Origin of the sequence: Streptomyces sp. NPDC018029 (genome assembly GCF_044327655.1) — a bacterium.
Taxonomy (GTDB): domain Bacteria; phylum Actinomycetota; class Actinomycetes; order Streptomycetales; family Streptomycetaceae; genus Streptomyces.
On sequence record NZ_JBIRFV010000006.1, the window covers coordinates 256,695 to 283,231 of the forward strand.

Annotated in this window: 24 protein-coding genes; 14 read left to right on the plus strand and 10 right to left on the minus strand. The window is 71.1% G+C overall.

Features of this window, described 5'->3' with window-relative positions:
• Positions 1-17: 17 nt before the first annotated feature.
• Positions 18-896 carry a nitroreductase/quinone reductase family protein gene (locus ACH4D5_RS20215; RefSeq protein WP_398304127.1) on the minus strand — a complete coding sequence of 293 codons (879 nt, stop codon included), beginning with the start codon at positions 894-896 and terminating at the stop codon, positions 18-20.
• Between the two features lie 189 nt (positions 897-1,085).
• Between ACH4D5_RS20215 and ACH4D5_RS20220 the strand changes: the two genes are divergently transcribed.
• Positions 1,086-1,484: a MarR family winged helix-turn-helix transcriptional regulator gene (locus tag ACH4D5_RS20220; protein ID WP_398304853.1), complete on the plus strand. Its 399-nt coding sequence runs from the start codon at positions 1,086-1,088 to the stop codon at positions 1,482-1,484.
• 82 nt (positions 1,485-1,566) lie between these two features.
• Here the strand turns inward: ACH4D5_RS20220 and ACH4D5_RS20225 are convergent, their stop codons facing one another.
• Positions 1,567-3,978: a penicillin acylase family protein gene (locus tag ACH4D5_RS20225; protein ID WP_398304129.1), complete on the minus strand. Its 2,412-nt coding sequence runs from the start codon at positions 3,976-3,978 to the stop codon at positions 1,567-1,569.
• 120 nt (positions 3,979-4,098) lie between these two features.
• On the opposite strand from ACH4D5_RS20225, the gene ACH4D5_RS20230 reads away from it, so the two are divergent.
• Positions 4,099-5,601, plus strand: a complete 1,503-nt coding sequence (locus ACH4D5_RS20230; RefSeq protein WP_398304131.1) for an acyl-CoA synthetase — start codon at positions 4,099-4,101, stop codon at positions 5,599-5,601.
• A gap of 20 nt (positions 5,602-5,621) precedes the next feature.
• On the opposite strand, the gene ACH4D5_RS20235 is transcribed toward ACH4D5_RS20230, so the two are convergent.
• Complete coding sequence (locus tag ACH4D5_RS20235) at positions 5,622-5,972, minus strand: helix-turn-helix transcriptional regulator (RefSeq protein WP_398304133.1); 351 nt, start codon at positions 5,970-5,972, stop codon at positions 5,622-5,624.
• 128 nt (positions 5,973-6,100) lie between these two features.
• Here ACH4D5_RS20235 and ACH4D5_RS20240 point away from each other — a divergent pair, with 128 nt between their 5' ends.
• Positions 6,101-6,910 carry an anti-sigma factor antagonist gene (locus tag ACH4D5_RS20240; RefSeq protein WP_398304134.1) on the plus strand — a complete coding sequence of 270 codons (810 nt, stop codon included), beginning with the start codon at positions 6,101-6,103 and terminating at the stop codon, positions 6,908-6,910.
• A 72-nt stretch (positions 6,911-6,982) separates the two neighbouring features.
• Here ACH4D5_RS20240 and paaK read toward each other — a convergent pair whose 3' ends face one another.
• A complete protein-coding gene (paaK, locus tag ACH4D5_RS20245) occupies positions 6,983-8,266 on the minus strand; it encodes a phenylacetate--CoA ligase PaaK (RefSeq protein ID WP_398304856.1) in 1,284 nt (427 codons plus the stop codon).
• Positions 8,267-8,477: 211 nt separating this feature from the next.
• Here paaK and ACH4D5_RS20250 point away from each other — a divergent pair, with 211 nt between their 5' ends.
• Both ACH4D5_RS20250 and ACH4D5_RS20255 read left to right on the plus strand, forming a co-directional pair.
• Complete coding sequence (locus ACH4D5_RS20250; RefSeq protein ID WP_398304136.1) at positions 8,478-9,323, plus strand: alpha/beta fold hydrolase; 846 nt, start codon at positions 8,478-8,480, stop codon at positions 9,321-9,323.
• Positions 9,324-9,357: 34 nt separating this feature from the next.
• Complete coding sequence (locus ACH4D5_RS20255; protein ID WP_398304138.1) at positions 9,358-9,972, plus strand: chorismate mutase; 615 nt, start codon at positions 9,358-9,360, stop codon at positions 9,970-9,972.
• Here ACH4D5_RS20255 and ACH4D5_RS20260 read toward each other — a convergent pair.
• Positions 9,955-10,605: a YitT family protein gene (locus ACH4D5_RS20260; protein WP_398304140.1), complete on the minus strand. Its 651-nt coding sequence runs from the start codon at positions 10,603-10,605 to the stop codon at positions 9,955-9,957. The genes ACH4D5_RS20255 and ACH4D5_RS20260 overlap by 18 nt on opposite strands.
• A gap of 127 nt (positions 10,606-10,732) precedes the next feature.
• On the opposite strand from ACH4D5_RS20260, the gene ACH4D5_RS20265 reads away from it, so the two are divergent.
• Entirely contained in the window at positions 10,733-12,244 is a 1,512-nt protein-coding gene (locus tag ACH4D5_RS20265; RefSeq protein WP_398304142.1) for a PLP-dependent aminotransferase family protein, read from the plus strand.
• Positions 12,245-12,265: 21 nt separating this feature from the next.
• On the opposite strand, the gene ACH4D5_RS20270 is transcribed toward ACH4D5_RS20265, so the two are convergent.
• Positions 12,266-13,321: a YncE family protein gene (locus ACH4D5_RS20270; protein ID WP_398304144.1), complete on the minus strand. Its 1,056-nt coding sequence runs from the start codon at positions 13,319-13,321 to the stop codon at positions 12,266-12,268.
• Between the two features lie 150 nt (positions 13,322-13,471).
• Here ACH4D5_RS20270 and ACH4D5_RS20275 point away from each other — a divergent pair, with 150 nt between their 5' ends.
• Complete coding sequence (locus ACH4D5_RS20275) at positions 13,472-14,380, plus strand: LysR family transcriptional regulator (RefSeq protein WP_398304146.1); 909 nt, start codon at positions 13,472-13,474, stop codon at positions 14,378-14,380.
• A 9-nt stretch (positions 14,381-14,389) separates the two neighbouring features.
• On the opposite strand, the gene ACH4D5_RS20280 is transcribed toward ACH4D5_RS20275, so the two are convergent.
• The 3 genes from ACH4D5_RS20280 to ACH4D5_RS20290 form a co-directional block, all read right to left on the minus strand.
• On the minus strand, positions 14,390-15,670 hold the full coding sequence (locus ACH4D5_RS20280) for a PP2C family protein-serine/threonine phosphatase (RefSeq protein WP_398304148.1): 1,281 nt from the start codon (positions 15,668-15,670) through the stop codon (positions 14,390-14,392).
• Positions 15,670-16,473: an alpha/beta fold hydrolase gene (locus ACH4D5_RS20285; RefSeq protein ID WP_398304150.1), complete on the minus strand. Its 804-nt coding sequence runs from the start codon at positions 16,471-16,473 to the stop codon at positions 15,670-15,672. The genes ACH4D5_RS20280 and ACH4D5_RS20285 overlap by 1 nt, the downstream gene beginning before the upstream one ends.
• Before the next feature lie 169 nt (positions 16,474-16,642).
• Positions 16,643-16,816: a CsbD family protein gene (locus ACH4D5_RS20290; protein ID WP_398304152.1), complete on the minus strand. Its 174-nt coding sequence runs from the start codon at positions 16,814-16,816 to the stop codon at positions 16,643-16,645.
• Between the two features lie 292 nt (positions 16,817-17,108).
• On the opposite strand from ACH4D5_RS20290, the gene ACH4D5_RS20295 reads away from it, so the two are divergent.
• The 6 genes from ACH4D5_RS20295 to ACH4D5_RS20320 all read left to right on the plus strand — a co-directional run bounded on the left by ACH4D5_RS20295 (position 17,109) and on the right by ACH4D5_RS20320 (position 22,921).
• Positions 17,109-17,555: an ATP-binding protein gene (locus ACH4D5_RS20295; protein ID WP_398304154.1), complete on the plus strand. Its 447-nt coding sequence runs from the start codon at positions 17,109-17,111 to the stop codon at positions 17,553-17,555.
• Positions 17,556-17,603: 48 nt separating this feature from the next.
• Entirely contained in the window at positions 17,604-18,473 is an 870-nt protein-coding gene (locus ACH4D5_RS20300; protein ID WP_398304156.1) for a SigB/SigF/SigG family RNA polymerase sigma factor, read from the plus strand.
• A gap of 184 nt (positions 18,474-18,657) precedes the next feature.
• On the plus strand, positions 18,658-19,383 hold the full coding sequence (locus tag ACH4D5_RS20305; protein WP_398304158.1) for an alpha/beta fold hydrolase: 726 nt from the start codon (positions 18,658-18,660) through the stop codon (positions 19,381-19,383).
• Positions 19,384-19,509: 126 nt separating this feature from the next.
• Positions 19,510-20,313 carry a hypothetical protein gene (locus ACH4D5_RS20310; protein WP_398304160.1) on the plus strand — a complete coding sequence of 268 codons (804 nt, stop codon included), beginning with the start codon at positions 19,510-19,512 and terminating at the stop codon, positions 20,311-20,313.
• Positions 20,310-21,386, plus strand: a complete 1,077-nt coding sequence (locus tag ACH4D5_RS20315) for a hypothetical protein (protein WP_398304162.1) — start codon at positions 20,310-20,312, stop codon at positions 21,384-21,386. Before ACH4D5_RS20310 ends, ACH4D5_RS20315 begins: the two co-directional genes overlap by 4 nt.
• A gap of 194 nt (positions 21,387-21,580) precedes the next feature.
• The gene (locus tag ACH4D5_RS20320) at positions 21,581-22,921 is read left to right on the plus strand and encodes a hypothetical protein (protein ID WP_398304164.1); all 1,341 of its coding nucleotides are present in this window, start codon (positions 21,581-21,583) and stop codon (positions 22,919-22,921) included.
• Positions 22,922-22,949: 28 nt separating this feature from the next.
• On the opposite strand, the gene ACH4D5_RS20325 is transcribed toward ACH4D5_RS20320, so the two are convergent.
• Positions 22,950-25,052 (minus strand): transglycosylase domain-containing protein, encoded by a 2,103-nt coding sequence (locus tag ACH4D5_RS20325; protein WP_398304166.1) that lies wholly within the window; start codon positions 25,050-25,052, stop codon positions 22,950-22,952.
• Positions 25,053-25,285: 233 nt separating this feature from the next.
• Between ACH4D5_RS20325 and ACH4D5_RS20330 the strand changes: the two genes are divergently transcribed.
• Complete coding sequence (locus ACH4D5_RS20330; RefSeq protein WP_398304168.1) at positions 25,286-26,404, plus strand: amidase domain-containing protein; 1,119 nt, start codon at positions 25,286-25,288, stop codon at positions 26,402-26,404.
• Positions 26,405-26,537 lie beyond the last annotated feature (133 nt).

The window sequence follows — 26,537 nt, forward strand, 5'->3', positions numbered from 1 at the left end:
CAGGACCGGCCCGGGGCTCAGCCGTGGGACCCGTACAACGACGGCAGCAACTGCTCCTCCTCGTACGTGAAGTGCGCCTCCAGGTCCGATGTCAGCCTGTCGAGTTCGGCGACGAGGTCGACGGCGGCGCCCGGGTCGGCGAGCAGGGCCTGGAGGTCGCCGAGGGCCCGTGCCACGACCTTGTGTTCCTCGCGGAGCCGCGTCACGGCGGGGGACAGTTCGGGGAACTGGCGCTCCAGCCGGGTGAACGCGTCGTCCTCGTTGGTGTGGTGGTCGTGGAGTGCGCCGCACAGCGTGAGGCAGTGACGGGCGAGCTGCTGCCCCAGGGGCTGGGTCGGCCGGGTCGGGGTGCCGGTCCTTCGCTGCCCGGCCTCTTCGCGTACGGCGGCCAGCTCGCGGCGTAACTCTCCGTGGACGCGCACCAGATGGTCGGCGATCGCGCGGTGGCGTGCCGGCTCCGTCACGGTGAGCCGGTGCAGCGCGACGACGGGGATGGTGCGCTCTGTGGCTTCCTGGTAGGCGGTGAAGGCCGGATCGCGTTCGCACTGCGCGCGGTACTGGGCGTCTCGCTCCCGGCCGCGCAAGACCTCGGCCGTCGCGGGGAAGCGGTCCACGCCGCCCGCTCCGTCGCCGACCTCGACAGTGACCGCTGGGTTGGCGAGGAGGTTGTGGTACCAGGCGGGGTGGCTCGCGGCGCCCGCGTCGGACGCGAAGACGAGCAGGCGGGCGCCGTCACGGGCGTAGCCGACGGGGTTCGTGCGCGGCTCTCCGCTACGGGCCCCGGTGGTGGTCAGGAGGAGGAGTGGCGTGCCGGCGAACCTGCCGCCGACCCGGCCGCCGCTCGTCCGGAACTCCTCGATGACCCGCAGGTTGAACTCTTCGATGTCGTCGGGCATGAGTGTGGCCTCTCCGATAGCATCGGCGTCACAGGCTTCTTTGCTTTGAAAGCAAAGAAGATTTGATAGCAAAGCTATTCAGGGGAGTGTCGGGTGTCAACCGGCGACGAGAAGCACGACGGCCTCGCCCGGCCGGCCGACCACACCGGGCCGGAGGTCGACGACGCCGTCAGGACGCTGCTGCTGCTCATGCCGCGCATGGTCGGACGCGTGAAGCGGATCAGGATCCCGGACGAGCTCCAGGCGCTGCAGCTGGCGCCCCGACACCTCTCGCTCCTCGCCTACCTGTTGTTCGACGGGCCTTTGAGCGTCAACGACATCGCGGACCGCCTCGGCGTCGCCCCGACGACCGTGAGCCTCATGGTGGGTGACCTGAGCCGCAAGGGAGTCCTGGAGCGCCAGGAGGACCCTGCCGACCGCAGGCGGAAGATCGTGAGCATCGCCGACGCGCACCGGCCGTCGATCGACGGATGGCTCGGCCGGGGCGCCCACGCCTGGCGCAAGGCGCTCGCCCCGCTGAGCCCGGCCGAACGCAAGCTGTTCATCGACACGCTGACGGCGTACGAGGACGGGCTCACCGAGGGCTGACAGCGTCGCGCACCGCGAGGCCGGGCCCACCGCTGGTCGCGCGGCGGGCCCGGCCTCGGCGCAGGGGCCGGCCGAAGAGGCTTCAGGGGCGCTCGCGCACCCGCACCACCTTCAGGGCCGGGTCGGCGAGGATGTCCTTCTCGCAGAAGCGTGACGTCACCCACCGCTCCTTCGCGTACAGCCTCGTCTGGTCGCTGTAGTGCGGGGAGTTGGGGTTGGAGGACTGGGAGTACGACAGGAGGGTGCGGGCCTCGGGGCAGCGGCCCTTGTTCCAGCCGACCGCCTGGATGTGGCTCGAACCGTGGGCGACCTCCGTGTAGCCCTTCTCCTTGTCCCAGTTGGCCTCGATCTTGTTCCACACGCCGAGGGACTCCGTGCCGCCGGAGACCGGTATGCGCTTGCCGCCGCGTACGACGTACTGGTTCTCGCCCAGCGGCGCGTCCAGCGCGATGCCCGCCGCGGTCAGCTCGGTCACCGCGTCGGCCAGTGCGGTCCTGAAGCCCGGCCGGGTGGTGTCGAGCGTGTTCGGGGTGCGCACCGGGTCGGCCGCCGAGAACGGCACCTTCCAGAGCTGCGCGTTCGGCACGGCCGCCGTCAGCTTGCGCCAGAAGCGGTCGAAGAGCAGGGCGCCGCGGCTGCCGGTGTCCATCGTGCGGTCCCAGCGGGAGAGGACCGTGCAGGCCTCGCGGACGTCGACCGCCTTGCCGTCGCTGCCCGTTGCCGTGCCGCCGGGCAGGGCCGCGCACGCCTTCGCCGTGTCGGCCGCCGCGAGACCGGCCGCGGGCACGCGGTTCGCGAACTGCTGGCGCTGCAGGTCACGGACCGTGAGGTCGCCCTTCTTCGCCATCGCCGCCACGTCCTCGATGGCGCCCCGGGTACGCATCGAGCGCTGTGTGCCGATCGTGCCGAAGATCCGCTCGTAGCCGGTGATCGGCCGGTCCGCGTTGGTCAGCCAGGCGCTGTCGTTGGAGTTCTCCGCGTACGGAGCGTCCTTGAGGGTCGGCATCCGCGACGGGCCGAAGATGCCGGGCTGCACGGCATCCTTGTCGGAGCCGAGCGCGCACGCGCCGCGCGAGCCGTCGAGGACGGCGACGCCCGATGCCGGGTAGGTGACCTTGCCGAGCGGCGTGCTGCAGCGCTGCGCCAGGTCGTCGGTGATGCGGGGGAGCACCTGGGACTGGCTGAGCAGCGAGTGGCCGTGCCGGTCGGCGGCGACGGTGTTCACCCACGGGAGCCCCTGGGTGTCGCGCAGCGACTTGAGGATGCCCGCGGTGGAGCGGGCCTTGCCGAAGCCGAGGTCGGTGTCGCTGCCGCGCAGGTTCACGGCGTTGGGGTCATTGAGGGCGTACGCCGTGGTCGCGGACCAGGGCAGCGGGAGCTGGGGGCCGAGACCGGTGACGACGGGCCCGTAACGGGTCCACCACTGGGTGCGGGTGACGTGCCCGCCTCCCTTGACCGGGACCGTGACCGTGCGCTTCGTCATCCGGTGCGGCTTGCCGTCCACCAGATAAGTGGTGGGGTCGGCCGGGTCCAGGGTGATCTGATGCAGGTTCAGGGTGACGCCGGTCGCGACCGTGTGGCTCCACGCGACATCACCGTTGAAGCCGATGTTGACCACGCTCGTGCCGAGCAACGAACCACCGGACACGTTGAGTTCGCCGGGAATGGTCTGCTGCGACTGCCAGAAGCGCCGGCCGCCCTGCCAGGGGTAGTGCGGGTTGCCGAGCAGCAGCCCCTTGCCGTTCGCGGTGGTCTCTCCGCTGAACGCGACGGCGTTGGAACCCATGTCGGCGTCCTGTGCGGAGAACAGCTCGCGGGCCGCCCTCGCCGTGCGCTTCGGATCGGGCGCGGGGGCCGCGTCCGCCGCGGCGCTCGGCGGGGCGGCGGCCGTGATGCCGTCGATCCCGCGCCCCTGGCCGCCGAGCACCTGCACGGCGAAGCCCTGCCTGGCCACGTCGAGCGCGCTGATCGGGCGGACCCAGTCGGCCTTCGCGCAGGCCGGGTCGGTGATGCGGTTCTGCTTCAGCCAGGCGTTGTAACCCGCGGCGAAGCCGCGCATCAGGTCCTTGGCCCGGCGGCTCGGACCGGCGGGCGCGGGCCGGTCGAGGAGCTTCTCCACGGTCCCCGCCTCCCGTACGCCACGGAAGTAGAGATCGCTGCTGAGGTTCGTGGACGCCGACGACAGGGCGGAGCCGGGTGAGGCGTCGGGTCCGAAGTGCCGGGAGCGCTCGCCGCGGACGGTGAGATAGCCGTCGGCGAGCGTGCACACCTGGTCGGCGGCCTGCGCCCAACCGGTGCCGAAGCCGAGGTTCTCGTAGTCCTTCGCGAGGATGTGGGGAATGCCGTACTCGGTGTAGCGGATGGTCGCGTGCAGGCCGCCGCCGGAGGGGCGGGCCTCGCGGGGCGCGGCCCCCGCGCCGGACGCCGGCAGCAGGGCCACCGCCGTCAGCAGGGTGATTCCCACGGCCGCCGAGCGTCTTGTGCGGATGCGCATCGTGCCTCCCAACTGGGTTCCGGGAAGGAGCGGTTGAGCGTACCAAGCGGTTGGTCATTTGCGTTGCCCCTTGTCCCCGGCCTCTTGACCCCCGGCGGTCGGGGGACACAGGATCACGCCATGACGGGTGTACGCGACAGCACGGTCGACGGAGTCCTCAGGCGCAGCGCGCGCCGCACACCCCGGCGCACGGCCCTGCGCTACGGCGAACGGTCCTGGACGTACGGGGAACTGGACGACGCCGTGTCGCGGGCGGCCACCGCACTGCGCGCCCACGGCCTGGCCCCCGGCGACCGCGTCGGCGCCTACGCCCACAACTCCGACGCCTACCTGATCGGGTTCCTCGCCTGCGCGCGGGCGGGCCTGGTCCATGTGCCGGTCAACCAGAATCTGACCGGCGACGACCTCGCGTACATCGTCCGGCAGTCCGGCAGTTCCCTCGTCCTCGCCGACCCGGACATCGCGGGACGGCTGCCCGCCGACGTGCCCGTCCTGGCCCTGCGGGACGCGGACGACTCGCTGCTCACGCGGCTCGCCGCGGCATCGGCGTACGAGGGTGAAGGGCCCTGCGGCGACGGCCTGGTGCAGCTGCTGTACACGTCGGGCACCACCGCCCTGCCGAAGGGTGCGATGCTCACCCACCGCGCCCTCGTCCACGAGTACGTCAGCGCGATCACCGCCCTGGACCTCAAGGGGACCGACAGGCCCGTCCACGCGCTGCCGCTCTACCATTCAGCGCAGATGCACGTCTTCCTCATGCCCTACCTCGCGGTCGGCGCCGAGAACACCGTTCTCGACGGGCCGGACGCCGAGCGGATCTTCGACCTCGTCGAGGCCGGCCGCGCCGACAGTCTCTTCGCGCCGCCGACCGTGTGGATCGGCCTCTCGCGCCACCCCGGCTTCGCGAGCCGTGACCTCGGGGCGCTGCGGAAGGCCTACTACGGGGCGTCGATCATGCCGGTGCCGGTCCTGGAGCGGCTGCGGGCCAGGCTGCCGGGGCTGCGGTTCTACAACTGCTTCGGGCAGAGCGAGATCGGTCCGCTCGCCACCGTCCTCGGTCCCGACGAGCACGAGGGCCGCCTCGACTCCTGCGGGCGGCCCGTCCTGTTCGTCGAGGCGCGCGTCGTCGACGAGCAGGGGAGGGAGGTGCCGGACGGCACCCAGGGCGAAGTGGTCTACCGCTCACCGCAGTTGTGCGAGGGCTACTGGGAGAAGCCGGAGGAGACCGAAGCGGCGTTCCGTGACGGCTGGTTCCGCTCCGGAGATCTCGCGGTGCGGGACGCCGAGGGGTACTTCACCGTCGTCGACCGGGTGAAGGACGTCATCAATTCCGGGGGAGTTCTCGTCGCGTCGCGGCAGGTGGAGGACGCGCTGTACGAACACGCGGGAGTCGCAGAGGCCGCCGTGATCGGGCTGCCGGACGAGCGGTGGATCGAGGCGGTCACCGCTGTCGTCGTACGCGGTGACAAGGAGCTCACGGAAGCCGAACTGCTGGCCCACACACGCGAAAAGCTCGCCCACTTCAAGGCGCCCAAGAGGATCCTCTTCGTGGACGAACTGCCGCGCAACGCCAGCGGGAAGATTCTCAAGCGGGAGCTGCGCTCCCGCTTCACGGCCGGCTGAGTCGGGGGCCTGATCGTGTGTCAGGCCCTGGCGTGGTGTCGCTCGTCTTCCTGCTCGGAACCGGTCCGGTGGGCCTCATCCCTGGCCAGCAGGGAGAGCAGGGAGGCGACGGCTAGCCCGGATTCGGCAGGGTGACGCAGCACCTTGCCTGGATCGATCCGGTATGTGTTGGTACGTCCCTCACGGGTGTGAGAGAGGTAACCATCCTGTTCGAGGTCGGCAATGATCTTTTGGACGGCACGCTCCGTGAGCCGGCAGTGCGCGGCGATGTCACGGATGCGGGCGTTGTGATTGTCGGCGATGGCCGCCAGTACGCGGGCGTGATTGGTGAGAAAGGTCCATCCAGTGTGTGGCTCGGGCACTCCATCCATGCGTCAACTCTAGTGCCTGCCATTCACGGTTTCAAAAACACGTACTCGATTTCAGGTATTAGTTGACGTGTGTGTGGAATGAGAGGCAGCCTAGGAACGGCGGTAGGCAGCGACATGAGGGAGAGGCCATGCCGGAGCCCGCGTACTCACAGCGGCCCTTCGTGGAAATGGGCGGCGAGCACGAGCAGGGCGGCAGCACATCGACGGCCCCTTCGCCGCGTGCGCCGCTCGATGCCGTCATGGCCGGCTCCGGCGCCAGGAGGAGCCTGGCGCTGCGGGGCGAGCTCGATCTCGACACCGGTCAGTGGCTGCGGGCCGACCTGTTCCGTGCCCTCGCCCACGCGGCCGACGGGGTCGACCTGGACCTGGCCGACGTGGAGTTCTGTGACTGCTCCGGCCTCAACATCCTGCTCAGCCTGCGTCAGCACGCCCTGAAACAGGGCAAGACCGTCGTCATCCGCTCCGCCAGTCCCGCGGTGGAGCGACTGCTCGACGTGACCGGCACCCGCCACCTGTTCATGCCCCCCGGCCCCGAGGACGAGGACACGCGCTGCCCCATCGTCCACGAAGCGATTCCGCCGGAGGGCGACGAACAGGATCTGCACCTTCTCGTGGCGCAGCTGCGCCGGGCCATGGAGACCCGGCCCACCATCGACCTGGCCCGCGGCATCCTCATGTCGTCCTTCGCCCTCAGCCCCGAACAGGCCTGGGACGTGCTGGTCACCGCGTCGCAGAACACCAACATCAAACTGCACCTGTTGGCGCAGGCCGTGGTGAGCACCGTCGAGGGAGGCGCCCTGTCGGCCGCCGTGCGCCGGCAGATCGAGGTCGCGGTCGCCAAGGCGAAGGCGGCGGCCGAGGCACCGCTGGGGGTGCCGCGCCCCGACGGCGCCGTCCGCGGGCCCGAGGTCCGGCGTACACCGGACAGCTTCCCTTGACCCGGCCGGCCCCGGCGCGGCAGAAGCGTGCGCCACGGCGGGCCCGGCCCCGGAAGACTGACGGGCGTCGGTTCAGTCCCGCAGATCGACGATCCGCTTGAACTTGCCCACCGACCGCTCCAGCGTCTCCGGGTCGACGATCTCCACGCCGACCGAGACACCGATGCCGTCCTTCACCGCGGCCGCGATCTCCCGGGCCGCCTCCGCGCGCCGCACCGTCGGCGTGTCCGCGCGCGCCTCCGCCCGCACCGTCAGCGCGTCCATCCGGCCCTCACGCGTCAGGCGCAGCTGGAAGTGCGGGGCCACGCCCGCCGTCCGCAGCACGATCTCCTCGATCTGCGTGGGGAAGAGATTGACGCCGCGCAGGATCACCATGTCGTCGCTGCGGCCCGTCACCTTCTCCATCCGCCGGAAGACCCGTGCCGTGCCGGGCAGCAGCCGCGTCAAGTCCCGTGTCCTATAACGGATCACGGGCATGGCCTCTTTCGTGAGCGCGGTGAACACCAGCTCGCCGCGCTCGCCGTCCGGCAGTACCTCGCCGGTGATGGGGTCGACGACCTCCGGGTAGAAGTGGTCCTCCCAGATGTGCAGCCCGTCCTTGGTCTCCACGCACTCCTGCGCGACACCCGGCCCGATGACTTCGGAGAGGCCGTATATGTCCACGGCGTCGATCGCGAAGCGCTCCTCGATCTCGCGCCGCATCTCCTCCGTCCACGGCTCGGCGCCGAAGATGCCGACCCGCAGGGAGGTCGTACGGGGATCGACGCCCTGCCGCTCGAACTCCTCCAGGAGCGTGAGCATGTACGACGGGGTGACCATGATGATCTCGGGGCGGAAGTCCTGGATCAGCCGCACCTGGCGCGCCGTCATGCCGCCGGAGGCGGGGATCACCGTGCACCCCAGCCGCTCCGCGCCGTAGTGGGCGCCGAGGCCGCCGGTGAACAGGCCGTACCCGTACGCCACATGGACCTTGTCGCCGGGACGGCCGCCCGCGGCGCGGATCGAGCGCGCCACCACGTCCGCCCACATGGAGAGGTCCTGCTCCGTGTACCCGACGACCGTCGGCAGGCCCGTCGTACCGCTCGACGCGTGCAGCCGGCGCACCTCCGACTGCTCCACCGCGAACATCCCGAACGGGTAGTTGGCCCGCAGGTCGTCCTTGGTGGTGAAGGGGAACCGCGAGAGGTCGGCGAGCGAACGGCAGTCGTCGGGACGCAGCCCCGCCTTGTCGAACGCTGCACGGTAGAACGGGACGTTCTCGTACGCGTGCAGCAGGGTGTCCTGGAGGCGCTCCAGCTGCAGGGACCCGAGCTCGCGCGGGCCGAGCCGTTCCGCCGCGTCGAGCAGTGGCGGCATACGCGTCATAGGGAATGCTCCCGTCCTGAACGGGCGACCGATCATTCGGTCGTCGATCTTCTGTGGAGCTCAGTAATCCAGCCACGGGCGTGGGCGTCAAGAGATCGCGCACAGCGGCTTTGAGCTGCGGCGCGAGGGCATGAGCCACGGTCATGGGCCACCGCGGGGACGGCGTTGCCCGGGCGGGGCACCGGATGTGATGATCACGCCCATGCCGACATTCAGCGCGTACGACGGGACGAAGCTCGCCTACCACGAGAAGGGGGACGGCGAACCGCTGCTCTGCGTGCCGGGCGGCCCCATGCGCGCCTCCGCCTACCTCGGCGACCTCGGCGGCCTCACCGCGCACCGCCGCCTGATCCTGCTCGACCTGCGCGGCACGGGCGACTCCGCGGTGCCGGACGATCCGGCGACGTACCGCTGCGACCGGCTCGTCGACGACGTCGAGGCGCTGCGCGAGCACCTGGGGCTCGAACAGGTCGACCTGCTCGGCCACTCGGCGGCCGGCAACATCGCCACGCTGTACGCGGCCCGCCACCCGAAGCGGATCCGCACGCTCGTCCTGATCACCCCGGCAACGCACTCCCTCGGCCTCACGGTCACCGACCGGGACCACCGCGACGCCGCGGCGCTGCGCGCGGACGAGCCCTGGTATCCGGCCGCCGAGGCCGCGCTGCGGGAGATCGCAACGGGCCGCAGTATCGCCGAGGTGGCGGATGCCCTCGCGCCCCTCGCCTACGGACGCTGGGACGCGGCGGCGCAGGCACACCGGGCGGCGAGCGCCACGGAGAAGAACGCGGAGGCGGCAGCAGCCTTCTACGGAGACGGCGCCTTCGACCCGCCCGCCACCCGCGCCGCACTCACCGGCCTTGCCGCGCCCGTCCTCGTCCTCGCGGGGGAGTGGGACGGGGGCCCGAACCCCGCGCATGCCGAGGAGTGCGCCGCGCTCTTCCCCCACGGCGTCCACCAAGTGCAGCCGCGCGGCGGACACTTCCCGTGGCTGGACGACTCAGAGTGGTTCGTGCGGAGGGTCGCGGGATTCCTCGCGCAGGACTGACGGCATCACACTCACCGATTCCCAGGGGGCCCTCGTGCGTTTCGCCGCTCACACCCGCCGCGTGCTCACCGCAGGAGCGCTGGCCGCCGCGCTGCTCGCGGGCGGCGGCACGGCCGTCGCGGCACCCGTGCCCGCCACTTCCCCGTCCGCCACTGTCGCGGGCCCGTACGCCCGACTCCACCCCCTCGCCGAGCTGTCCGCGCGGCGCCTGGCCACCGCCGACCTCGTCGCCGCCGCCAAGTACGGCACCGGCAGCCCTATCGACGACCCCGCCCGCGAGCGGCAGGTGCTGGACGCCGTGGCCGGGCAGGCGAGGGAGCTCGGCGCCGACCCGGAGGCGACCGTGCGGATCTTCCGCGATCAGATCGAGGCCAACAAGGCCGTGCAGCGAGGGCTGTTCCGGCGCTGGGACGCCGATCCGTCCCGGGCCCCGGCCGACCGGCCCGACCTCGCCGAGGTCCGCGAGGAGATCAACCGCGTCAACGGCGAGCTGGTACGGGGCATCGCCGCGTCGTCGGCGGCGCGCACGGCGCCGTACTGCGGGGGCGCGCTGACCGCCGCGGCCGCGCGGGTACGGCACGAGGACCGGCTGGACGCGCTGCACTCCACCGCCCTGGGCCGGGCGCTGCGCTCAGTCTGCGCGGACTGACACCCGCCGCTCGTCGCACGGGCGGCGGTAGGCGAACCGCGGCATGAAGTGCTGGGTGACCGTGCCGACCGCTGAGGCGTAGAGCACCGTGCCGACGCCCACGGTCCCGCCGAGCAGCCAGCCCACCGCCAGCACGGAGAGCTCGATGAGGGTGCGCACCCGCCGCAGGGAACAGCCGGTCGCGGCGGCCGCACCGGTCATCAACCCGTCCCGCGGTCCGGGCCCGAAGCGGGCACCGACGTAGACGGCGACGGCCAGGCCGTTGAGGACCACCCCGGCGACGAGCAAACCGATCCGGGCGGGCAGCCCGAGGTGGTTGGGGACGACAAGCAGGCCGAGGTCGGAGGAGACGGCGAGAACCGCGATGTTCGCGAAGGTGCCGAACGTCGGCCGTTGCCTCAGGGGAATCCACAGCAGCAGGACGAGGACCCCGAGCACGGCACTGATCGTGCCGAAGCTGAGCGGTGTGCGACGCTCCAGGCCCTCGTACAGAACGCTCCACGGGTTCACGCCCAGCGCGGCCCTGACCAGCATCGAGAGGCTGAACCCGTACAGGGCGAGGCCGAGGAGGAGTTGGGGCAGCCGTCTCAACGGGTGCTCGTGGAAAGGGACGTAGGAGATGTCCTGCCGCATGTCGGGTCGCCTCCGTGACGGGTGTGCGAGTGCGCGCCTCGAAAGCCACTTCCGTGCCCGCAAGGCCATTGCGGCCACTCTGTAGAGTGATTGGCCCGCAAAACACAGCCAATCCGAGGAGAATGGTGTGGTCGACACGGACTCGGAGCGGCGCATGGGTGGCACGTCCGACGGCACGGCGGGCGGCACCGGACGGACGCTGGGCAGCCGTCGGCTCGCCGCGATGCTGCCCGACCCGGCCGCCGCCCGCCCGGCCTACCGCCACCTCGCCCGGGCGATCAGCGCACTGATCCTGGACGGACGCATCGCCCCGCACGTCAGACTCCCCGCCGAACGCGAACTGGCCGCCGCCCTCGACACCAGCAGAACCACCGTCACCGCCGTGTACGACCTGTTGCGCGAGAGCGGCTACGCACACAGCCGGCAGGGCGCGGGAACCTGGACGGCACTGCCCGAGGGCCGTGCCCCCAGCGGTGTCCGGCGGCTCCTCGCCCCCGAGGCCCCCGAGGACACCGCGATCGACCTGGCCAGAGCCGCCCCCGGACTGCCGGGGCGGGAGTTGACCGACACCGTCACGCGCATCGCCCCGCAACTGGCGGCCCACGCGCACACCCCCGGCTACCACCCCTACGGCCTGCCGGAGCTCCGCGCCGCCGTCGCCGAGCGCTACACCCGGCGGGGACTGGCCTCGGTGCCCGAGCAGATCCTGGTCACCTCCGGCGCCCAGCACGCGTTCACCCTCGTCCTGGGACTTCTCTGCGGCCCGGGCGACCGCGTCCTGGCGGAGAACCCGTCCTACCCGAACGCCCTGGAGGCCCTGCGCCGCGCCCGGCTGCGCACGGTGCCGGTGCCGGTGACCGAGGACGGCTGGGACACCGGCATCGTCGAGTCGGCCTTCCGGCAGGCCGCGCCCCGACTCGGCTATGTCATCCCGGACTTCCACAACCCGACCGGCTGTCTCATGCCCGAGGAAGAGCGGGGCCGTCTCGCGCGGGCCGCTCAGCGGTCCGGCTGCTGGCTCGTCGTGGACGAGACCCTCGCCGAGCTCGCCCTCGACGTGCCCGCGCCCCCGCCCTTCGCCGCGCACGCGGCGGCGGGCGGTGCGGGACAGCTCATCACCGTCGGCTCCATGAGCAAGACCCACTGGGCGGGCCTGCGCATCGGCTGGCTGCGCGCCCCCGCGCGGCTCGTCACCGAACTCGCGGGGCAGCGCGTCGCCACCGACATGGGCGGCTCGGTCCTCGACCAGCTGGTGGCCCTCGACCTCCTCGACCGGACCGACGAACTGCTGCCGGCCCGCCTGACAGAGCTGTGCGAGCGGCGCGCAGCCCTGGCCGCCGCCCTGGACGAGCACATGCCCCAGTGGAGTTGGCGGCTGCCGCCCGGCGGCCTCTCGCTCTGGGTGGACCTCGGCGAGCCCGTCGGTTCGGCGCTGGCCGAGCGGGTGCTCGACAACGGCGTGCGGATCGAGAGCGGCTCCTGCTTCGCCACCGACCCGGGCGTCTTCGAGCAGCGGCTCCGCATCCCGTACACCGCGTCGCCCGGCACCCTGCGCGAGGCGGTGCGCCGGATGGCCGCCACCCTGGCGGACGGGCTCGGGCCGTCGACCGGCAGCGGCCGACCGCGTTGGGTGGCCTGAGAAGCCATGAGGCGTCAGGTGTCAGGCAGGGCGCGGGATGTACGCCAGGCCGTGGGCGCCGGGCTCACCGCGCTTCGCGATGTCGATGCGGGCCAGGCCCCGCAGCGTCTCCAGGTCGACGAGATCGACGGTGGACGAGGCGACGCAGGCCACGTAGGCGATCCGGCCGTCGGGCGACGACGTGACGGTCAGCGGCCCGCTCCCCACCTCGACGTCGCCCAGCCGCTTGCGGGTATCGGCGGAGAACACGGTCAGGCGGCCCGGGGCCTGGCGCCCGAGCTGCGACACCGGGTCGGCCTCCATGCGCAGCTCGCCCACGAGCAGCTTGCCCGTCGACGCCAAGTGCACCGGCAGTACGACGTCGTCCGTGGGCAGCAGGTCGACGACGGACGCCGTCGCGGCCTCGATGACCCTGATCCCGGGAGCCGGCCTCTCCGCGCCCGGGGTGGCGGAGAACATGGCGTAGGGCGAGGCGACGTAGACGTACGCGCCGTCGGTGGAGACGGCGAGACCCTCGCTGCCGGGCACCTCTACCTTCGCGGTGAGCGTGCCGTGTTCGAGGTCGACGACGGACACGAACGGCGCCTCCTTGTTCGTGGCGTAACCCGTCCTGCCCGCGGGGTCGACGGCGAACCAGTGCGGTCCCGGTGCGTCCGTGTCGATACGGCCCACGGGCCGCCGGGACTCCGTGTCGATCACCACGACGCCGCCCGGCCGGTCGGCCGAGCCCTCCACGCTGACGTACAGACGACGGCGGACCGGGTCGAGCGCCAGGCCGTGCGGCCCGTGTTCCGGGGCCAGATCGACGACCTCGACGACGCGGCGCGCGTCGGGGTCGATGACGGTCACCTCGGTGCGGCGGCCGCTGTTCGCGTGGTAGTAGCCCGACTGGTACGCCGTGGTGCACCACAGCAGACGCTGCGACGCGTCGAAGCACAACTCGTGCGGCTCGGCGGGTACGTCGACCGCGCCGAGCCACCGGTCGGACGCGGCGTCGAAGAACGAGACGGTCGGCCCGCTCTGACTGACCACGGCCAGGACGTCGCCGTCTCGGCCGGCACGCGGATTCTGCTGCATGGAGAGCTCCTCAACGGGGTGAAGGGATGTCACGCGTAGCTGCGTCGACCCCTCCACTCTCGGGAGCAGGGCGTTGCGGAACAATGCAAAGATCGGCATCCAGTCATTGCCGCAGGCGTAACATCGCAGCTCAGGAGCGCACCGGTGGCCATGGACCTCAACCTTCTGCGGGCGTTGGACGCCCTCCTCCAGGAGAACAGCGTGACGCGTGCCGCCGAGCGGCTCGGCACGTCACCGGCGGCGGTCAGCCGCACGCTGGCCCGGCTCCGCCGTGCCGTCGGCGACCCGCTGCTGGTCCGCGCGGGCCAGGGCATGGTGCCGACGCCACGGGCCCTGGAACTCCAGGGAGAAGTGAGCGCGTTGCTGCGCGGGTGCGACAGCGTCCTGCGGCCCGGAGCCGGTTTCGACGCCGTGCACCTCCGGCGCAGCTTCACCGTGCAGGCCACCGACGTGCTCCTCGCGGGACTCGCCGGGACGCTGACCGACCGGATCCACGCGGAGGCGCCGCACGTCGACGTGGTCTTCCTGCCGGAGTCGGTGGAGGGCGGCCCCGCGCTGCGCCAGGGCTGGGTGGACGTCGAACTGGGCGTCCTCGGACACCTCGACCCGGAGATCAGGACCCGGCCGCTCACTCGGATGACGCTGGTCGCGGTCGCACGCGCCGGTCATCCCCTCTTCTCCGGGCGGATCGACGCGCGCCGTTTCGCCGCGGCCGACCACATCGGCATCTCCCGGCTCGGCAAGCGCCACGGGCCCATCGACAGCGCCCTAGCGGAACTCGGGCTGCGGCGCCGCACCGCGGTCGTCGTTCCCAGCCACACGAGTGCGATGCTGCTCGCCCGGGACACCGACCTCGTCGCCCTCACCCTGGACGACTGGCTCCCCGACGCCACCGCCGCACTCGGACTGCGTACGTTCCCCATCCCCCTCGACCTCGCCCCGATCGACCTCGGGATGGCCTGGCACCCCCGCAACTCGGCCGACCCGGGCCACCGTTGGTTCCGCGACCATCTGGCGGCCGCGGTCCTCGGTCCGGAGCTGGGCCCGGAGGCCGTGTGACGCCGGCCTTCAGGGCGTGCTGTGCGATGCGGGGCCGGCGGAGGGCACACCCAGTGCGAGGAGGGCGGTGTCGTCGTCGAGGCCGTCGCCGAAGCCGGCCAGCAGGCCGGTCAGCGCGGCCACGACGGCCTCGGCGGACGTGTCGGCATGCTGGGCGGTGAACGCGCGGAGCCCCTCGTCCCCGAAGAGGTCCGAACGGTCGGGTCCGGTGCGGGCCTCGACGACACCGTCGGTGTAGAGCAGGAGCGTGTCGCCGGGCCTGAGGGTGACGGCGGCGGCGGTGAAGCGGGGTTCGGGCAGGATGCCGACGAGCAGGCCACCGGGGGTGTGCAGGTAGTCGGCCGTGCCCGCGGCCCGCAGGACGAGGGCCGGCGGATGGCCGCCGGAGGCGAGCCGGACGGTGAGGCGCCCGTCGTCGGGGTGGGGGTCCAGGACGCCGAAGACGGCGGTGCAGAACCGCGGGTCGTCGCCGGAGTACCGCTCGTACAGGACTTGGTTGAGAGTGGAGAGCGCGGCCACGGGGTCGGGGTCGTGCAGGGCCGCGGCGCGCAGGGTGTACCGGGTCAGCGAGGTGACCGCGGCGGCCTCGGGACCCTTGCCGCACACGTCACCCAGAAAGAAGCCGAAGCGTTTGCCGTCCAGGGGGAAGACGTCGTAGAAATCGCCGCCCAGCTGGTCGGGGGAGGCCGTGTGGTAGTACGTGGCCGTCTCCACCCCTGGGATCGCGGGCAGAGTGGCGGGCAGCAACGACTGTTGCAGGACGGCCAGGGCCTGCTGCAGTCGGGCCCGGTCGGCCCTGGCCTGCCGCGCGGACTCCTCGGCCGCTCTACGGCTGCGCAGCAGCTCCGCCTCGTAGGTGCGGCGGTCGGTGGCGTCGAAGACGGTGATGCGGGTCAGCAGGGGTGTGCCGGTGCCGCCGTACTTGACGGCGGCGGAGACCAGCACCGGCATGCGGGCGCCGTCGGCCCGCTTGAGCTCCAGGGCCACTCCGCTGACCTCGCCCTGCATGCGCAGCAGCGGGGCGAAGTGGGTCTCGTGGTACATCCTGCCGCCCACGGGCAGCAGGTCCGAGAACCGCAACCGCCCCACCACGGCCTGCCGTTCGAGGCCCAGCCAGCCGAGCAGCGTGCTGTTGAGCTTCGCGATGGTGCCGTCCATCAGGGTGGACAGATATCCGCAGGGGGCGTTGTCGTACAGTTCCTCGGCGCTGTCCTCCAGCAGAGCGGCGAAGGCTGAGTCCGAGGTGGTCTCGCCGTCGGGCCCGTCGGGATCGGCTCCCGTCCGGCACATCACCGCAGACCTGCCAGGAAGTCGAGGATCGCGGCGTTGGTGGCCTCGGGTGCGGAGAGGTGTGGGCAGTGCCCCGTCGCGTCGAGCGTGACCAGGGTCGAGCCGGGAACCGACCGGTGAACGAAGGCGCCGACCTCACGGGGAGCGATGGCGTCCTGGGTGCACTCCAGGATGAGCGTCGGCACCTGCACGCTCTTGAGGTCGTCCCGGGCGTCCGACAGAAACGTGGTCCGGGCGAAGACCAGCGCCATGTCCGGGTCCGTCGCGCAGAAGCTGTTCTTGAGCTCCTCGCCGAGTTCGGGCCGCTCGGGGTTGCCCATGATGAGTGGGGCCATTGCCGCGGACCAGCCCAGGTGGTTCGCCTCCAGGGACTCCAGAAGCTCCTCGATGTCCTCCTCGCTGAATCCGCCGCGGTAGCCGTCGTCGTCGATGTACCGCGGGGACGGGGCGATCATCACGAGGGACCCGATGCGCTCGGGTGCCTGCCGGGCCGCGAGTACCCCGATGACGCCGCTGACCGAGTGACCCACGAACACCGCGTCGCGCAGGTCGAGCCGCTCACATACTTCCACCACGTCCTGGGCGTAGCCGTCCAGCGAGCCGTAGCGCTCCGCCGAGAACGCGGTCAGGTCGGAATGGCCCGCCCCCACATAATCGAACAGGACGACACGGTGGTCCCGCTCCAGTGCGGGGACCGTCAACCGCCACATGTTCTGGTCACAGCCGAAACCGTGGGCCAGGATCACCGCCGGTCCGTGAGGGTTCCCGGTCACAGTGACGTTGTTCCTGCGGATGATGTCCATGACCGCAATGAAACCAGTTCTACCTGGACGCGGCGTCAACAGGTCAGGGGCGCCCCCTCCATCCGGCTCAGGGGTGCCCCCTCCATCCGGCTCAGGGACTGCCCCCGAGCGCGCTCAGGGGCGGTCCCCGAGAAGGGACCGCCCCTGACGGCGTGGTGCCGTGAGCGCGTCAGCGCTTGCCGATGTCCTTGGCCTTCTCCTTGGCCTGGCGCGCGTCGCCCTTCATCCGGTCGGTGCGGCCCTCGGCGGTGAGGCGCTCGTTGCCGACAGTGCGGCCGGCGGCTTCCTTCGCCGCGCCCTTGGCCTGTTCGGTCTTCGCCTTGGCCTTCTCGTTGGCGGTCATGGTCCGCTCACGCTCCCTTGGCATCGACATCATGTGCTGGGGTTCGCCTGGCCGCTCAGCGGCTCGGCAAACATCGTCGCAGCGAGAAATGTCAAGGTGACGTGTGCCGGAAGGCGGCACTGACCTGCGTCATTTCACTGTTGTGAACGCGGCGGGCGCCTGCGGGCCCGAGGGAGGTGTGCGGGCTGCGGCGTCGGGCATGCGAAGACGAGGAACGGCACGAAGGAATGGCTCGAAGGAACGGTGGGACCCGGTCGTGTTTGCACGTGTGCAGGGAAAGGATCACAGCCCGATGAGCGCTCCCGAGACACCGGACGCGGAGCGGACGACCTGCTCCCAGGCCCGGGCCGAGGTCCGCTCGGTGCTGCGACCGGCGTGCCGTGCGATGCCCCCGGCGGAGGCGCGACGCCTGCAGGAGGACGCGCTGCTGGTGGTCAGCGAGCTGACGGCCAACGCGATCCGGCACGGTGGCGGCCTGACCCGGCTCTTCGTCCGGGTCCGTGACGGTGTCCTGCTGCTCGGCGTGAGCGACCGCAGTGAGGAGGTGCCGTGCCACGTGCCCGCGGATCCGGCTCGGCCCGGCGGGTTCGGCTGGTCGATGGTCCACCGCCTCAGTGCGAGCGTCACGGTCGAGGTACGGCCCGGAGGGAAGACGATCACTGCCGCTTTGGACGGGTTTGCCCCGGGCGGAACTGACTGCTCGAAAGTCGGCACGCGTGAGCGGCAACCTTTGGGGTAAGCGTGGCGCTGCGGGGGAAGCAGCCGAGCTGACAAGGAGCGGAACGCCATGATCACCGTGACGCAGGAGCAGACGCAGGATACGGCCACCACCTCGGCCGGGGCGGACCTCGTCGAGCGCGCGTACACGGACCCCTCCTCGATCGCGCCAAAGGACGCGCGGGAGGTGGGCAAGCGATTCTTCGAGCGCCTCACCGAACTCGAAGAGGGCACGCACGAATACCAGTACGTTCGCAACGCGCTGATCGAGATGAACCTCTCGCTGGTGCAGTACGCGGCGTCGCGGTTCCGGCACCGCGGCCCGCAGGAGATGGAGGACATCATCCAGGTCGGCACGATCGGCCTGATCAAGGCGATCGACCGGTTCGAGCTGACCCGCGAGGTCGAGTTCACCTCCTTTGCCGTCCCGTACATCACCGGTGAGATCAAGCGGTTCTTCCGCGACACGTCCTGGGCCGTGCACGTGCCGCGCCGCCTCCAGGAAGCCCGCATCGAACTGTCCAAGGCGACGGAGGAGCTGCGGACCCGGCTCGGGCGCATGCCGTCCACGGCCGAGCTGGCGGAGCTGATGCAGCTGGAGCCCGCCGAGGTCGCCGAGGCGCAGAAGGCGTCCAACGGCTACAGCGCCGTCTCCCTGAACGCGGCGGTCAACGGCCAGGACGACGAGTCCGACACGATGCTGGCCGACTTCATCGGTGTCGACGAGGAGTCCTTCGAACTCGTCGAGAACTTCCACTCCCTGGCACCGCTGATCGCGGACCTCGACGAGCGGGACCGCACGCTCATCCATCTCCGCTTCGTCGAGGAGCGGACCCAGCAGCAGATCGCTGACGAGCTCGGCTGCTCGCAGATGCACGTTTCCCGCCTGATCTCCCGTGTCGTGGCCAAGCTCCGGGCCGGCCTGCTGGTCACCGAGTGACGAGCGGTTGACCACCGAGAGATCTTTCTGAAGTGAGTGATCGACAGGCCCTGGCCGGGTTCGGAAACCCTGCCGGGGCCTGCGTCGTGCGGCAGCGTCGACCAGCCGGGGAGTGTCAGTGCCGTCTCCTACCATCCGCACCATGCGTAGATACTTCATGGTGGGTGGCCGGAGGCTGTCGTACGTGGACTTCGGGGGCCCCGGCAAGCCTCTTCTGGCTCTGCACGGGCATTACAACGAAGCGTCGGCATTCGCTCCGTTGGCGGCGGCGCTGGCTCCAGGGTGGCGATTGATCGCGCTGGATCAGCGCGGGCACGGGGAGTCCGACCGTGCCAACGGTTACGGGCGGGACGAGTACATAGCCGATGTAGCGGCCTTTCACCAGCATCTGGACATCGGCCCGGTGGCGGTGCTGGGGCATTCGCTGGGCGGGGTGAACGCCTACCAGTTCGCGGCCCGGTACCCGGACAAGGTCAGCGAGCTGATCGTCGAGGACATCGGTGCGGTCGTGGACTGCGACTGGTCGTTCACCACGGGTCTTCCCGGCGTCGCACCGTCCCGGGAGGCGTTGGTCGCGGCCCTGGGCGGGGCGGCCCCGTATCTGGAGTGTTCCTTCCGTCAGTCGGATGTCGGCTGGGGGTTCTCCTTCGACATCGCCGACACGGTGGCGTCCCAGAAGGCGCTCAACGGAGATCACTGGGGTGACTGGTTGTCGGTTTCCTGTCCGACGCTCCTGATCCATGGGTCCCACAGCGACGAGTTGGCGGCCGACCACGCCCGGGACATGGTGGCCCGCCTGGCCGGCACCATCCGCCGTGTCGAACTGCCGGCCGGGCACGTCGTACACCACGACGTGCCGGACCGCTTCGCCGACGCGGTCTCTGCCTTCCTTTCCGAGCAGTCTTCTTGAGGCAGGGAATTCAGGCCGCCAGGCGACTTCGCTCGGGGCCTTCCCCGTGCCCTGCGGGCGGCTCTAGGCTCGTCCGGTGCCCGCAAGTCCGCAGCCAGGCGTCAGCGCCCTCACTCGGGAGAGACCGTGGACGTCCCGACGTTGATCCTGTTGGGGGCTGCGGGTGGTCTGCTGCGGGGAGTCCTGGACGTGTACACCCGCTTCGTGACCTGGCAGGCCGACCGGCGCGCCCACCGGCAGTGGACGGCAGCAGGCGCGGCGCAGGGCCAGGCCCCACGGTTCCAGGTGTACTTCGACCCCGCTGTCGACGCCGCGGCGGCGGTCGTGCACAGCCTGATGGGCGCGGGGGCCGCTGTGCTGTTCGGCATGACGGATCAGATCAACGGTGAGTACGCCGCCCTGGTCGTCGGCATGTCGGCACCCATGCTGCTCACCCAACTCGGCCGCATCCAGACGGTGAACGAAGCGGTGACGGGCGAGCGGCAGCCGACCACGGCGGCGGACGCGACCGCCGCGCCCGCTGCCCCGGAGGCGGGTGGGCCTTCGGCAGCTGCGGCCGTGGGCCCGGCGGACGGCTCGGGCGCGGCATCGCCGGCGGCGACGGCAGCAGCGGCGTCGACGGCGGCGCCGGGCGTCGCAGTTCCCAACACCGCAGTGCCTTCCTCTCCCGAGCCTGCGCCTGCGCCTGCGCGTACGCCTACACCCCCACCCGTATCCGCACCTTCGCTCAGGCCGCCCGCCCCCGTCGCGGACGCTCGAGCGCCGGGGACCGAGCCCGCACTCGGGCGCGAACCGGCACCGGATGAATTCCCGTCGGGCGGGGCCGAATACCCCGACCCCACGCGCCGCCCCGGATCTGGCTCTGGCTTTGACGGACGCGGCGCGCCACGATGGCGACAGAGGCCGACGACCGGCGAGGAGGGGCTGTGAACAGCGCTCCACACCTGCTGGACGAGGATCGCGCGGAGTACGAGCGGCTCCTCGACGACGCGCTGCGCATGGCGCCGGGCCACTCGGAACTCGCCCCGGTCGGCGGCCCGCTCAACCGTGAGCAACTGCGCGCCATGGCACTCAACGCCACCGCCCTCATCACGACGGCCGCGGCAGCCGAGTACGACCACTACGTGAAGGTCCGGAACCAGGTCACCAGGCCGTCCACCGCGTACTCGTCCCCGAACTCCCCATCCGTGTCCGCCACGGCCGCCGCAGGCCCGGGCCGTCGGCTGCGCGCGGCCGTCCTCGGGGCCGGAGACGGAGAACCAGGAGGCCGCCGCACCACCGGCGAAGTCCCCCATCGGCGGTGGGCGGAGATGTCCTACGGCCGCCGTCTGCTCGCGGCGCTGCTCGGCATGCGCGTACGCCCAGAGGGGCAACCGAAGGCGGTGCAAAGGCCGCGTACGGCCAAGACGCCGTCGGCAGCCGAGCGTCGTCACTCCTCGCTCTCCGCGTATCCGTCGTCTCTCCATCGGCAGCGGGCCGGAGCAGGTGTCTTCGCCACCTTCGTCGTGATCGGCACTGTTCTCTCCGGGGTGGCCGCCCTGGTCTTCCTGGCCGTCGGTCTTCTCCTCAAGGCGCTGGGCACCGGGTCGACAGCCGCGCAAGTCATGGTCACAGGCGCGTGGTTGTTCGGGACCATGACGGCGGTCGGCCTCGTCATCGCCGTGCTCGGCGTGGTGGTGACCGCGCTGCGCAATGACGCGGAGGCGCCTCCGCCGGACGTACCCGGTGAGGGCCAGGAGGAAGTGGCCCGGGCCAGAGAGGCCTGGCGGCGTGCCCTGCTGGAACGCGGCCTGCTGCCCTTTCTGCATGCCTCCCTCGCCGACCCGGGTGCCGCCCCACCGTCCGGACGCGGCACCGATTCCGAGCTGTCCCGGCTCGGCTACCTCCAACCCCGCTTCGGCTCCGGCTACGGCTACGACGGCACCCAGCCTCCCCGCTCGACGTACGTGACCCCCGACTTCACCTCCCCGGACTTCGGCGGCCCCGAACAAGGGCCGGAGTGACCGGCCGCCCCGGACCGGAACCGCCGAACCACCGGCCCACTGAGCCCCCCAAACGCGCCCCGAGGCAGTCGATGACTCCGGGGTCGGAGTGTGGTGTGTGCAACCCGGGGTACTGAAGACCACCCCGTCGGTCCTATATTCATACAAACAATTCACGCGCGGCCCTGCTGCGATGAACACGGGGTAGGACCGCAGTGATCGAACCCGACGGCACTGGACCCGCCCGGGCGGCCGAGTCCCGCGCCGCCCGCAAGGCGCGCGAGAAGGCCCGGAAGCGCAAGCGCATGGCCGTGGTCGCGGCGGTGCTCGGCCTGGGCGGGGTGACCACCACGGCCGTGCTCGCCCTCGGGGACTCCTCCGGGGGCCCGAGCGACGCCGCCGGGCAGACCGCGTCCACGTCGTCGGACAGTGCGGCGGAGAAGGCGCGTTCGGCGAAGCGGGCCAAGAAGGGCGAGGAGAAGTGGGACGGCAAGGTCCGGGTGCTGGGCGACGGCTCCACCTCGTACACCGGGCCGCAGCGCGGACAGCTCAAGCCCAAGAAGCTGAAGCCCGGTGAGAAGCCGCCGCAGTTCGTGGTCTTCTCCTGGGACGGCGCCCTGGAGGGCGACGACCGCCGCTTCTCCCACTTCCGTCAGGCGGCGCGGGAGAGCAACGCCCACATGACCTTCTTCCTCACCGGCATCTACCTCCTGCCGGAGAGCAAGAAGACGCTCTACCGCCCGCCGCAGCACAATCCGGGGTCGGCCGCCATCTCGTACCCCACCGTCCCGCACATACAGACCACGCTGGAGCAGCTGCGCGGCGCCTGGAAGGACGGCAACGAGATCGGTTCGCACTTCAACGGGCACTTCTGCGGTCCCAAGGGCGGCGGGGACTGGAGCCCGGCGGAGTGGAAGAGCGAGATCGAGCAGACGTACTCGTTCATGAAGAAGTGGAAGACCAACACCGGTTTCACCCAGGAGGCGCCCCTGCCCTTCGACCCGGACCGGGAAGTGGTCGGTGGCCGCGCGCCCTGCCTGGAGGGGCAGAAGAACCTCCTGGCCGCGATCAAACCGTTCGGCTGGCGCTACGACGCGAGTTCCTCGGGGGACTTCCAGATATGGCCGTCCAAGATCGACGGCATATGGAACTTTCCCCTGCAACTCCTGCCCATGGAGGGCAAAGAGGTGCAAGTCCTCTCCATGGACTTCAACTTCCTCTACCACCAGTCCGGCGACAGCACCCAGGGCGACCCGGCGAAGTTCCCGGCGTGGGAGGAGCAGGTCCGGAAGTCGTACATGAACGGCTTCAACCGCGTCTACAACGGCAGCCGGGCGCCGATGTTCATCGGCAACCACTTCGAGGACTGGAACGGCGGCATCTACATGAACGCCGTCGAGGACGTCATGCGGGACGTGTGTCCGCGCAAGGGCGTCCGCTGCGTGTCCTTCAGGGAGTTGGCGGACTGGCTCGACGTCCAGGACCCGAAGGTGCTGGCCCGGATGCGCCTGCTCGACCCCGCGCAGGCGCCGGACTGGAAGTCGCTCGTCAAGTAGCGCGGCGCGGGCGGGGCCGCCCCGACGTCTACTTGAGCGCCTTGACGTAGTCGGCCCACAGGCCCACCGCCCGCTCGCTGCCGGGCGTTCCGGGGGCGTCGCCGCCCAGCCCCTTCAGCGGCAGCGGCACCAGATCCTTGAGCGACATGCGGTAGACGACCACGGCCGTGGTCTCGTCCTGGGTGCCGCCCACGAACCAGCCCGCCGTGTTCGCGGTCGTCGTCCCCGTCTTGCCCACGGCACCGGCGTGCGCCCCGCCCGCCGCCTTGGCCGACCCGTCGGTCATGGTGGCCCGCAGGGCGTCCGTGACCGCCCGGGCGGTCTTCTGCGACACCGCCCGGGACGGCTTCGGCTCGGCGATCGGCACCGCGTCCCCGGCCCGGGTGATCGAGCGCACCGAGTAGGGGTCGGTGTGCATGCCGTCGGCGGCGAAGGTCTGGTACGCGCCGGCCATCCGGATGGCGCTGGGCGTCGAGTTCTCCCCGAGCGCGAATCCGGGAATCCGCTCCCCGAGGCTCGATTCGAGCAGCCCCGCCCGCAGGGCGTACCTCTCCACCCGGTCCAGGCCGACGTCGAGACCGAGTTGCAGCATGGGCGTGTTGACGGAGTCGGCGACGGCCCGCCGCAAGGTCACATCGCCCCAGTCCCGGCCGCCTTCGTTGCGTCCCTTCACCACCTTGCCGCTGCGGTCCCAGTACGGCCCCTCCGGCGTCCGCACGGCGATCCGGTCGTCGCCGTCGTAGACGCTGGCCGGGGAGACGGGGGTGCGGCCCCCCTCACGGGTGCGCTGCACGCCGTCCTCCAGCGCGGCGGCGTAGACGAAGGGGGTGAACGCCGTACCCGCCGGGATGGTCGTCGCGTTCGACTGGTTGAAGCCCTGCTTCAGGAAGTCGTGGCCGCCGTACACGGCGAGCAGCCGGCCGTCCCTGGCCACGCTCGCCGCGCCGATCTTGGCGTACTTGTCGGTGCCGGGCCGCCGCTTGGCGTCGAAGTCCTTCTCGGCCTTGTGGACGGCGGCGGTCAGGGCCTTCGTGCGCTTCCGGTCGAAGGTCGTGCGGATCTGGTAACCGCCGAGGTCGTAGTCGGCGGTCCTGATGTGCCCGGCCTTGATCGCGTGCCGCTTGGCCAGCTCCACCAGATAGCCGGTCTGCGCACCGGGGATGGTGCCGCCGGACCCCGGCTTCGTGGGCTCGGGGAACTTCTTGTACGTGGCGCGCTCGGCCTGCGAGAGATGGCCGGTCTCGACCATCCGGTCCAGGATCCAGTTCCACCGGCCGACGGCCCGCTCGCGGTTCTCCTTGCCGAGGGCGGGGTCGTACAGCCCGGCGCCCTTGAGGAGCGAGGCCAGGAAGGCGCCCTCGCTGGCATTGAGCCGCGAGACGTCCTTTCCGTAGTACGCGTGCGACGCGCGCTGGATGCCGTACGTGCCGCGCCCGAACCAGCTGGTGTTGAGGTAGTCCTGGAAGATCTTGTCCTTGCTCGTGTGGTTGTCCAGCTTCACGGCGAGCAGGGCTTCGGTGAACTTCCGGGACAGGGTGCGGTCCTGGCTGAGGTAGACGTTCTTCACGTACTGCTGGGTGATGGTCGAACCGCCCTGGGTCTCCCCACCGGTCACCGCGGCCGTCGCGGCACGCAGGACACCGCTCGGCGAGACGCCGGAATCCGAGTAGAAGCTCGCGTTCTCGGCCGCGAGGACGGCCCCGCGGACCTTCGGCGGCACCTTGTCCAGCGGGATCTCCTGCCGGATGACCCAGCCGGTGCGGGCCATGACCGTGCCGTCGGACCAGTAGTACACATTGTCCTGCTGCGTGGCGAACGAGTTGAGGTCGTCCGGTATGTCCGTGGCGGCGTACGCGATCGCGACGAAACCGGTCAAGCCGACGAACATGTACAGGAAGGCGCCCAGCCACTGACGCCACGAAGGCACCCAGCGCCGCCAACCGCTGCGCCCCGGCCGGGGATACGCGGGACGCAGCCGCCGCAGTTGCCTGCGCGCCCAGGCGAGGGCGCCGGGTATGCCGCCCTCGGACCCCGCCCTGCGCCGCTCCCCGGCCTTCCTGCGCCGACCGGTCGCCGCACGACGGCCCCCCGGCGCCGCACGCCGCCCCCCGGATCCCTGACCTGCGGCCATCCTGCGCCCACCCACCCCGTATGCCTCCTCTGCTGCGCTTGCCGCACACCTTAGAGGTATGCGGGGCGCGGCCGCCGGGGCCCTGGCGCCCCGGTGCGGGGGGCCTTCGGGTTCCGCGGGGGGCAACGGCACAAGAAGGGCACGCAGTTGTGCGAAGATTCCGTGCCCCAGTCGGGGTGATCAGGCGAAAAGAGGAAAACACAGTGATATCCAAGAGATACAGATCCGCCGCCGTGGCAGGTGTGACCGCGGCCGTGGCGTCCGGCTCCCTGCTCGTGTCCCCCGCGCACGCGGACGCCGTCGACAGCAAGCCCCGCAAGGCCGACCGCGAGCAGGTCGCCGTCTTCGCCCGCATCGCCGACGACATCCTCTCCCGGCGCACCGAGGCCCTGGTGGAGAAGCGCACGGCACGCGGCGGCTCCGACGCCGGCGCGGCCACGGTGCGCATGTCCGGCCGGCTGAAGAAGGACGAGGACGCGGCGCTGCGGGACCTGCGCACCCGCAAGTCCCGCCTGGCGAAGCTCGGCGAGGCCTACACGAAGGCGGACACCCGCGTCGCCGTGGAGCGCGCCACGATCACCGGCCGCACGGCGACCGTCGAGGTCACCTCGTCGTCGACGCTCACCTACAAGAAGGTGCGCGGGGACGAACCGGCCACCACCGCGTTCTCCACGCGGCAGGAGCTGAAGCTCGCCGGCACGAAGGACGGCGGCTGGAAGCTGACCGCGATCACCTCGCGGGACAACGGCCCCGCCGCGGTCAACGAGCCGTCGGTGGCCCGCGTGAACACCGTCGACGACGACGGCAACCAGTACCCGGACGGCACGCCGGCGTCCACCAGGCGCCCCTCCACTCCGATGCCCTCCGGCAAGACCGCCGGCAGCTACGACTACGCGGCCATGGCGCGGTACGCGGAGAAGTACTGGTACAACTACAACCCGTCGTACCGGAAGTTCAACGGGGCGGGCGGCGACTGCACCAACTTCGTCAGTCAGGCGCTGTACGCGGGCGGCTGGAAGGCCGTGCCCGGCTCCGCCTACGACTACCGGAACTGGTGGTACGACGCCACGAAGCAGAGCACTTCCTGGGTCGGCGTGAACGAATTGGCGTGGTTCACGCTGTCCAACCGGCGGGCCCCCAACCTCGCGAACGTCTACCAGATGGACGTCGGTGACGTCCTCCAGGTGGACTTCGACAAGAACGGGTCCAAGGATCACACCATGATGGTGACGTACCGCAACGGGCGGGGCATGCCGTACCTGACGTACCACTCCACCGACACGTACCGCAGGTCGCTCGCGAGCGTCATCGCGTCCTACCCGGACGCGCGTTACTTCGCGTACCGCACCTGACGGAACCAGTAGCCCCCACCGGACCGGCGCCGACGGCACCGGTGGGGGACACCATGAGGAGTGGCCGGCTTCTTCAGGGGGCACCGGGTCGTTTCTGCGGTACGACTGTTCCCTCCTGACGGGTGAGACGAGG

What these genes read in the sequence shown, in the direction of transcription:
- ACH4D5_RS20300 (WP_398304156.1), top strand. Translation starts at nt 17,604, where the DNA reads ATGATCACCGTGACGCAGGAGCAGACGCAGGATACGGCCACCACCTCG.
- paaK (WP_398304856.1), bottom strand. Translation starts at nt 8,266, where the DNA reads ATGCCGCCACTGCTCGACGCGGCGGAACGGCTCGGCCCGCGCGAGCTC.
- ACH4D5_RS20250 (WP_398304136.1), top strand. Translation starts at nt 8,478, where the DNA reads ATGCCGACATTCAGCGCGTACGACGGGACGAAGCTCGCCTACCACGAG.
- ACH4D5_RS20225 (WP_398304129.1), bottom strand. Translation starts at nt 3,978, where the DNA reads ATGCGCATCCGCACAAGACGCTCGGCGGCCGTGGGAATCACCCTGCTG.
- ACH4D5_RS20325 (WP_398304166.1), bottom strand. Translation starts at nt 25,052, where the DNA reads ATGGCCGCAGGTCAGGGATCCGGGGGGCGGCGTGCGGCGCCGGGGGGC.
- ACH4D5_RS20295 (WP_398304154.1), top strand. Translation starts at nt 17,109, where the DNA reads ATGAGCGCTCCCGAGACACCGGACGCGGAGCGGACGACCTGCTCCCAG.
- ACH4D5_RS20270 (WP_398304144.1), bottom strand. Translation starts at nt 13,321, where the DNA reads ATGCAGCAGAATCCGCGTGCCGGCCGAGACGGCGACGTCCTGGCCGTG.
- ACH4D5_RS20290 (WP_398304152.1), bottom strand. Translation starts at nt 16,816, where the DNA reads ATGACCGCCAACGAGAAGGCCAAGGCGAAGACCGAACAGGCCAAGGGC.
- ACH4D5_RS20220 (WP_398304853.1), top strand. Translation starts at nt 1,086, where the DNA reads ATGCCGCGCATGGTCGGACGCGTGAAGCGGATCAGGATCCCGGACGAG.
- ACH4D5_RS20240 (WP_398304134.1), top strand. Translation starts at nt 6,101, where the DNA reads ATGCCGGAGCCCGCGTACTCACAGCGGCCCTTCGTGGAAATGGGCGGC.
- ACH4D5_RS20260 (WP_398304140.1), bottom strand. Translation starts at nt 10,605, where the DNA reads ATGCGGCAGGACATCTCCTACGTCCCTTTCCACGAGCACCCGTTGAGA.
- ACH4D5_RS20285 (WP_398304150.1), bottom strand. Translation starts at nt 16,473, where the DNA reads ATGGACATCATCCGCAGGAACAACGTCACTGTGACCGGGAACCCTCAC.
- ACH4D5_RS20215 (WP_398304127.1), bottom strand. Translation starts at nt 896, where the DNA reads ATGCCCGACGACATCGAAGAGTTCAACCTGCGGGTCATCGAGGAGTTC.
- ACH4D5_RS20230 (WP_398304131.1), top strand. Translation starts at nt 4,099, where the DNA reads ATGACGGGTGTACGCGACAGCACGGTCGACGGAGTCCTCAGGCGCAGC.
- ACH4D5_RS20275 (WP_398304146.1), top strand. Translation starts at nt 13,472, where the DNA reads ATGGACCTCAACCTTCTGCGGGCGTTGGACGCCCTCCTCCAGGAGAAC.
- ACH4D5_RS20280 (WP_398304148.1), bottom strand. Translation starts at nt 15,670, where the DNA reads ATGTGCCGGACGGGAGCCGATCCCGACGGGCCCGACGGCGAGACCACC.
- ACH4D5_RS20235 (WP_398304133.1), bottom strand. Translation starts at nt 5,972, where the DNA reads ATGGATGGAGTGCCCGAGCCACACACTGGATGGACCTTTCTCACCAAT.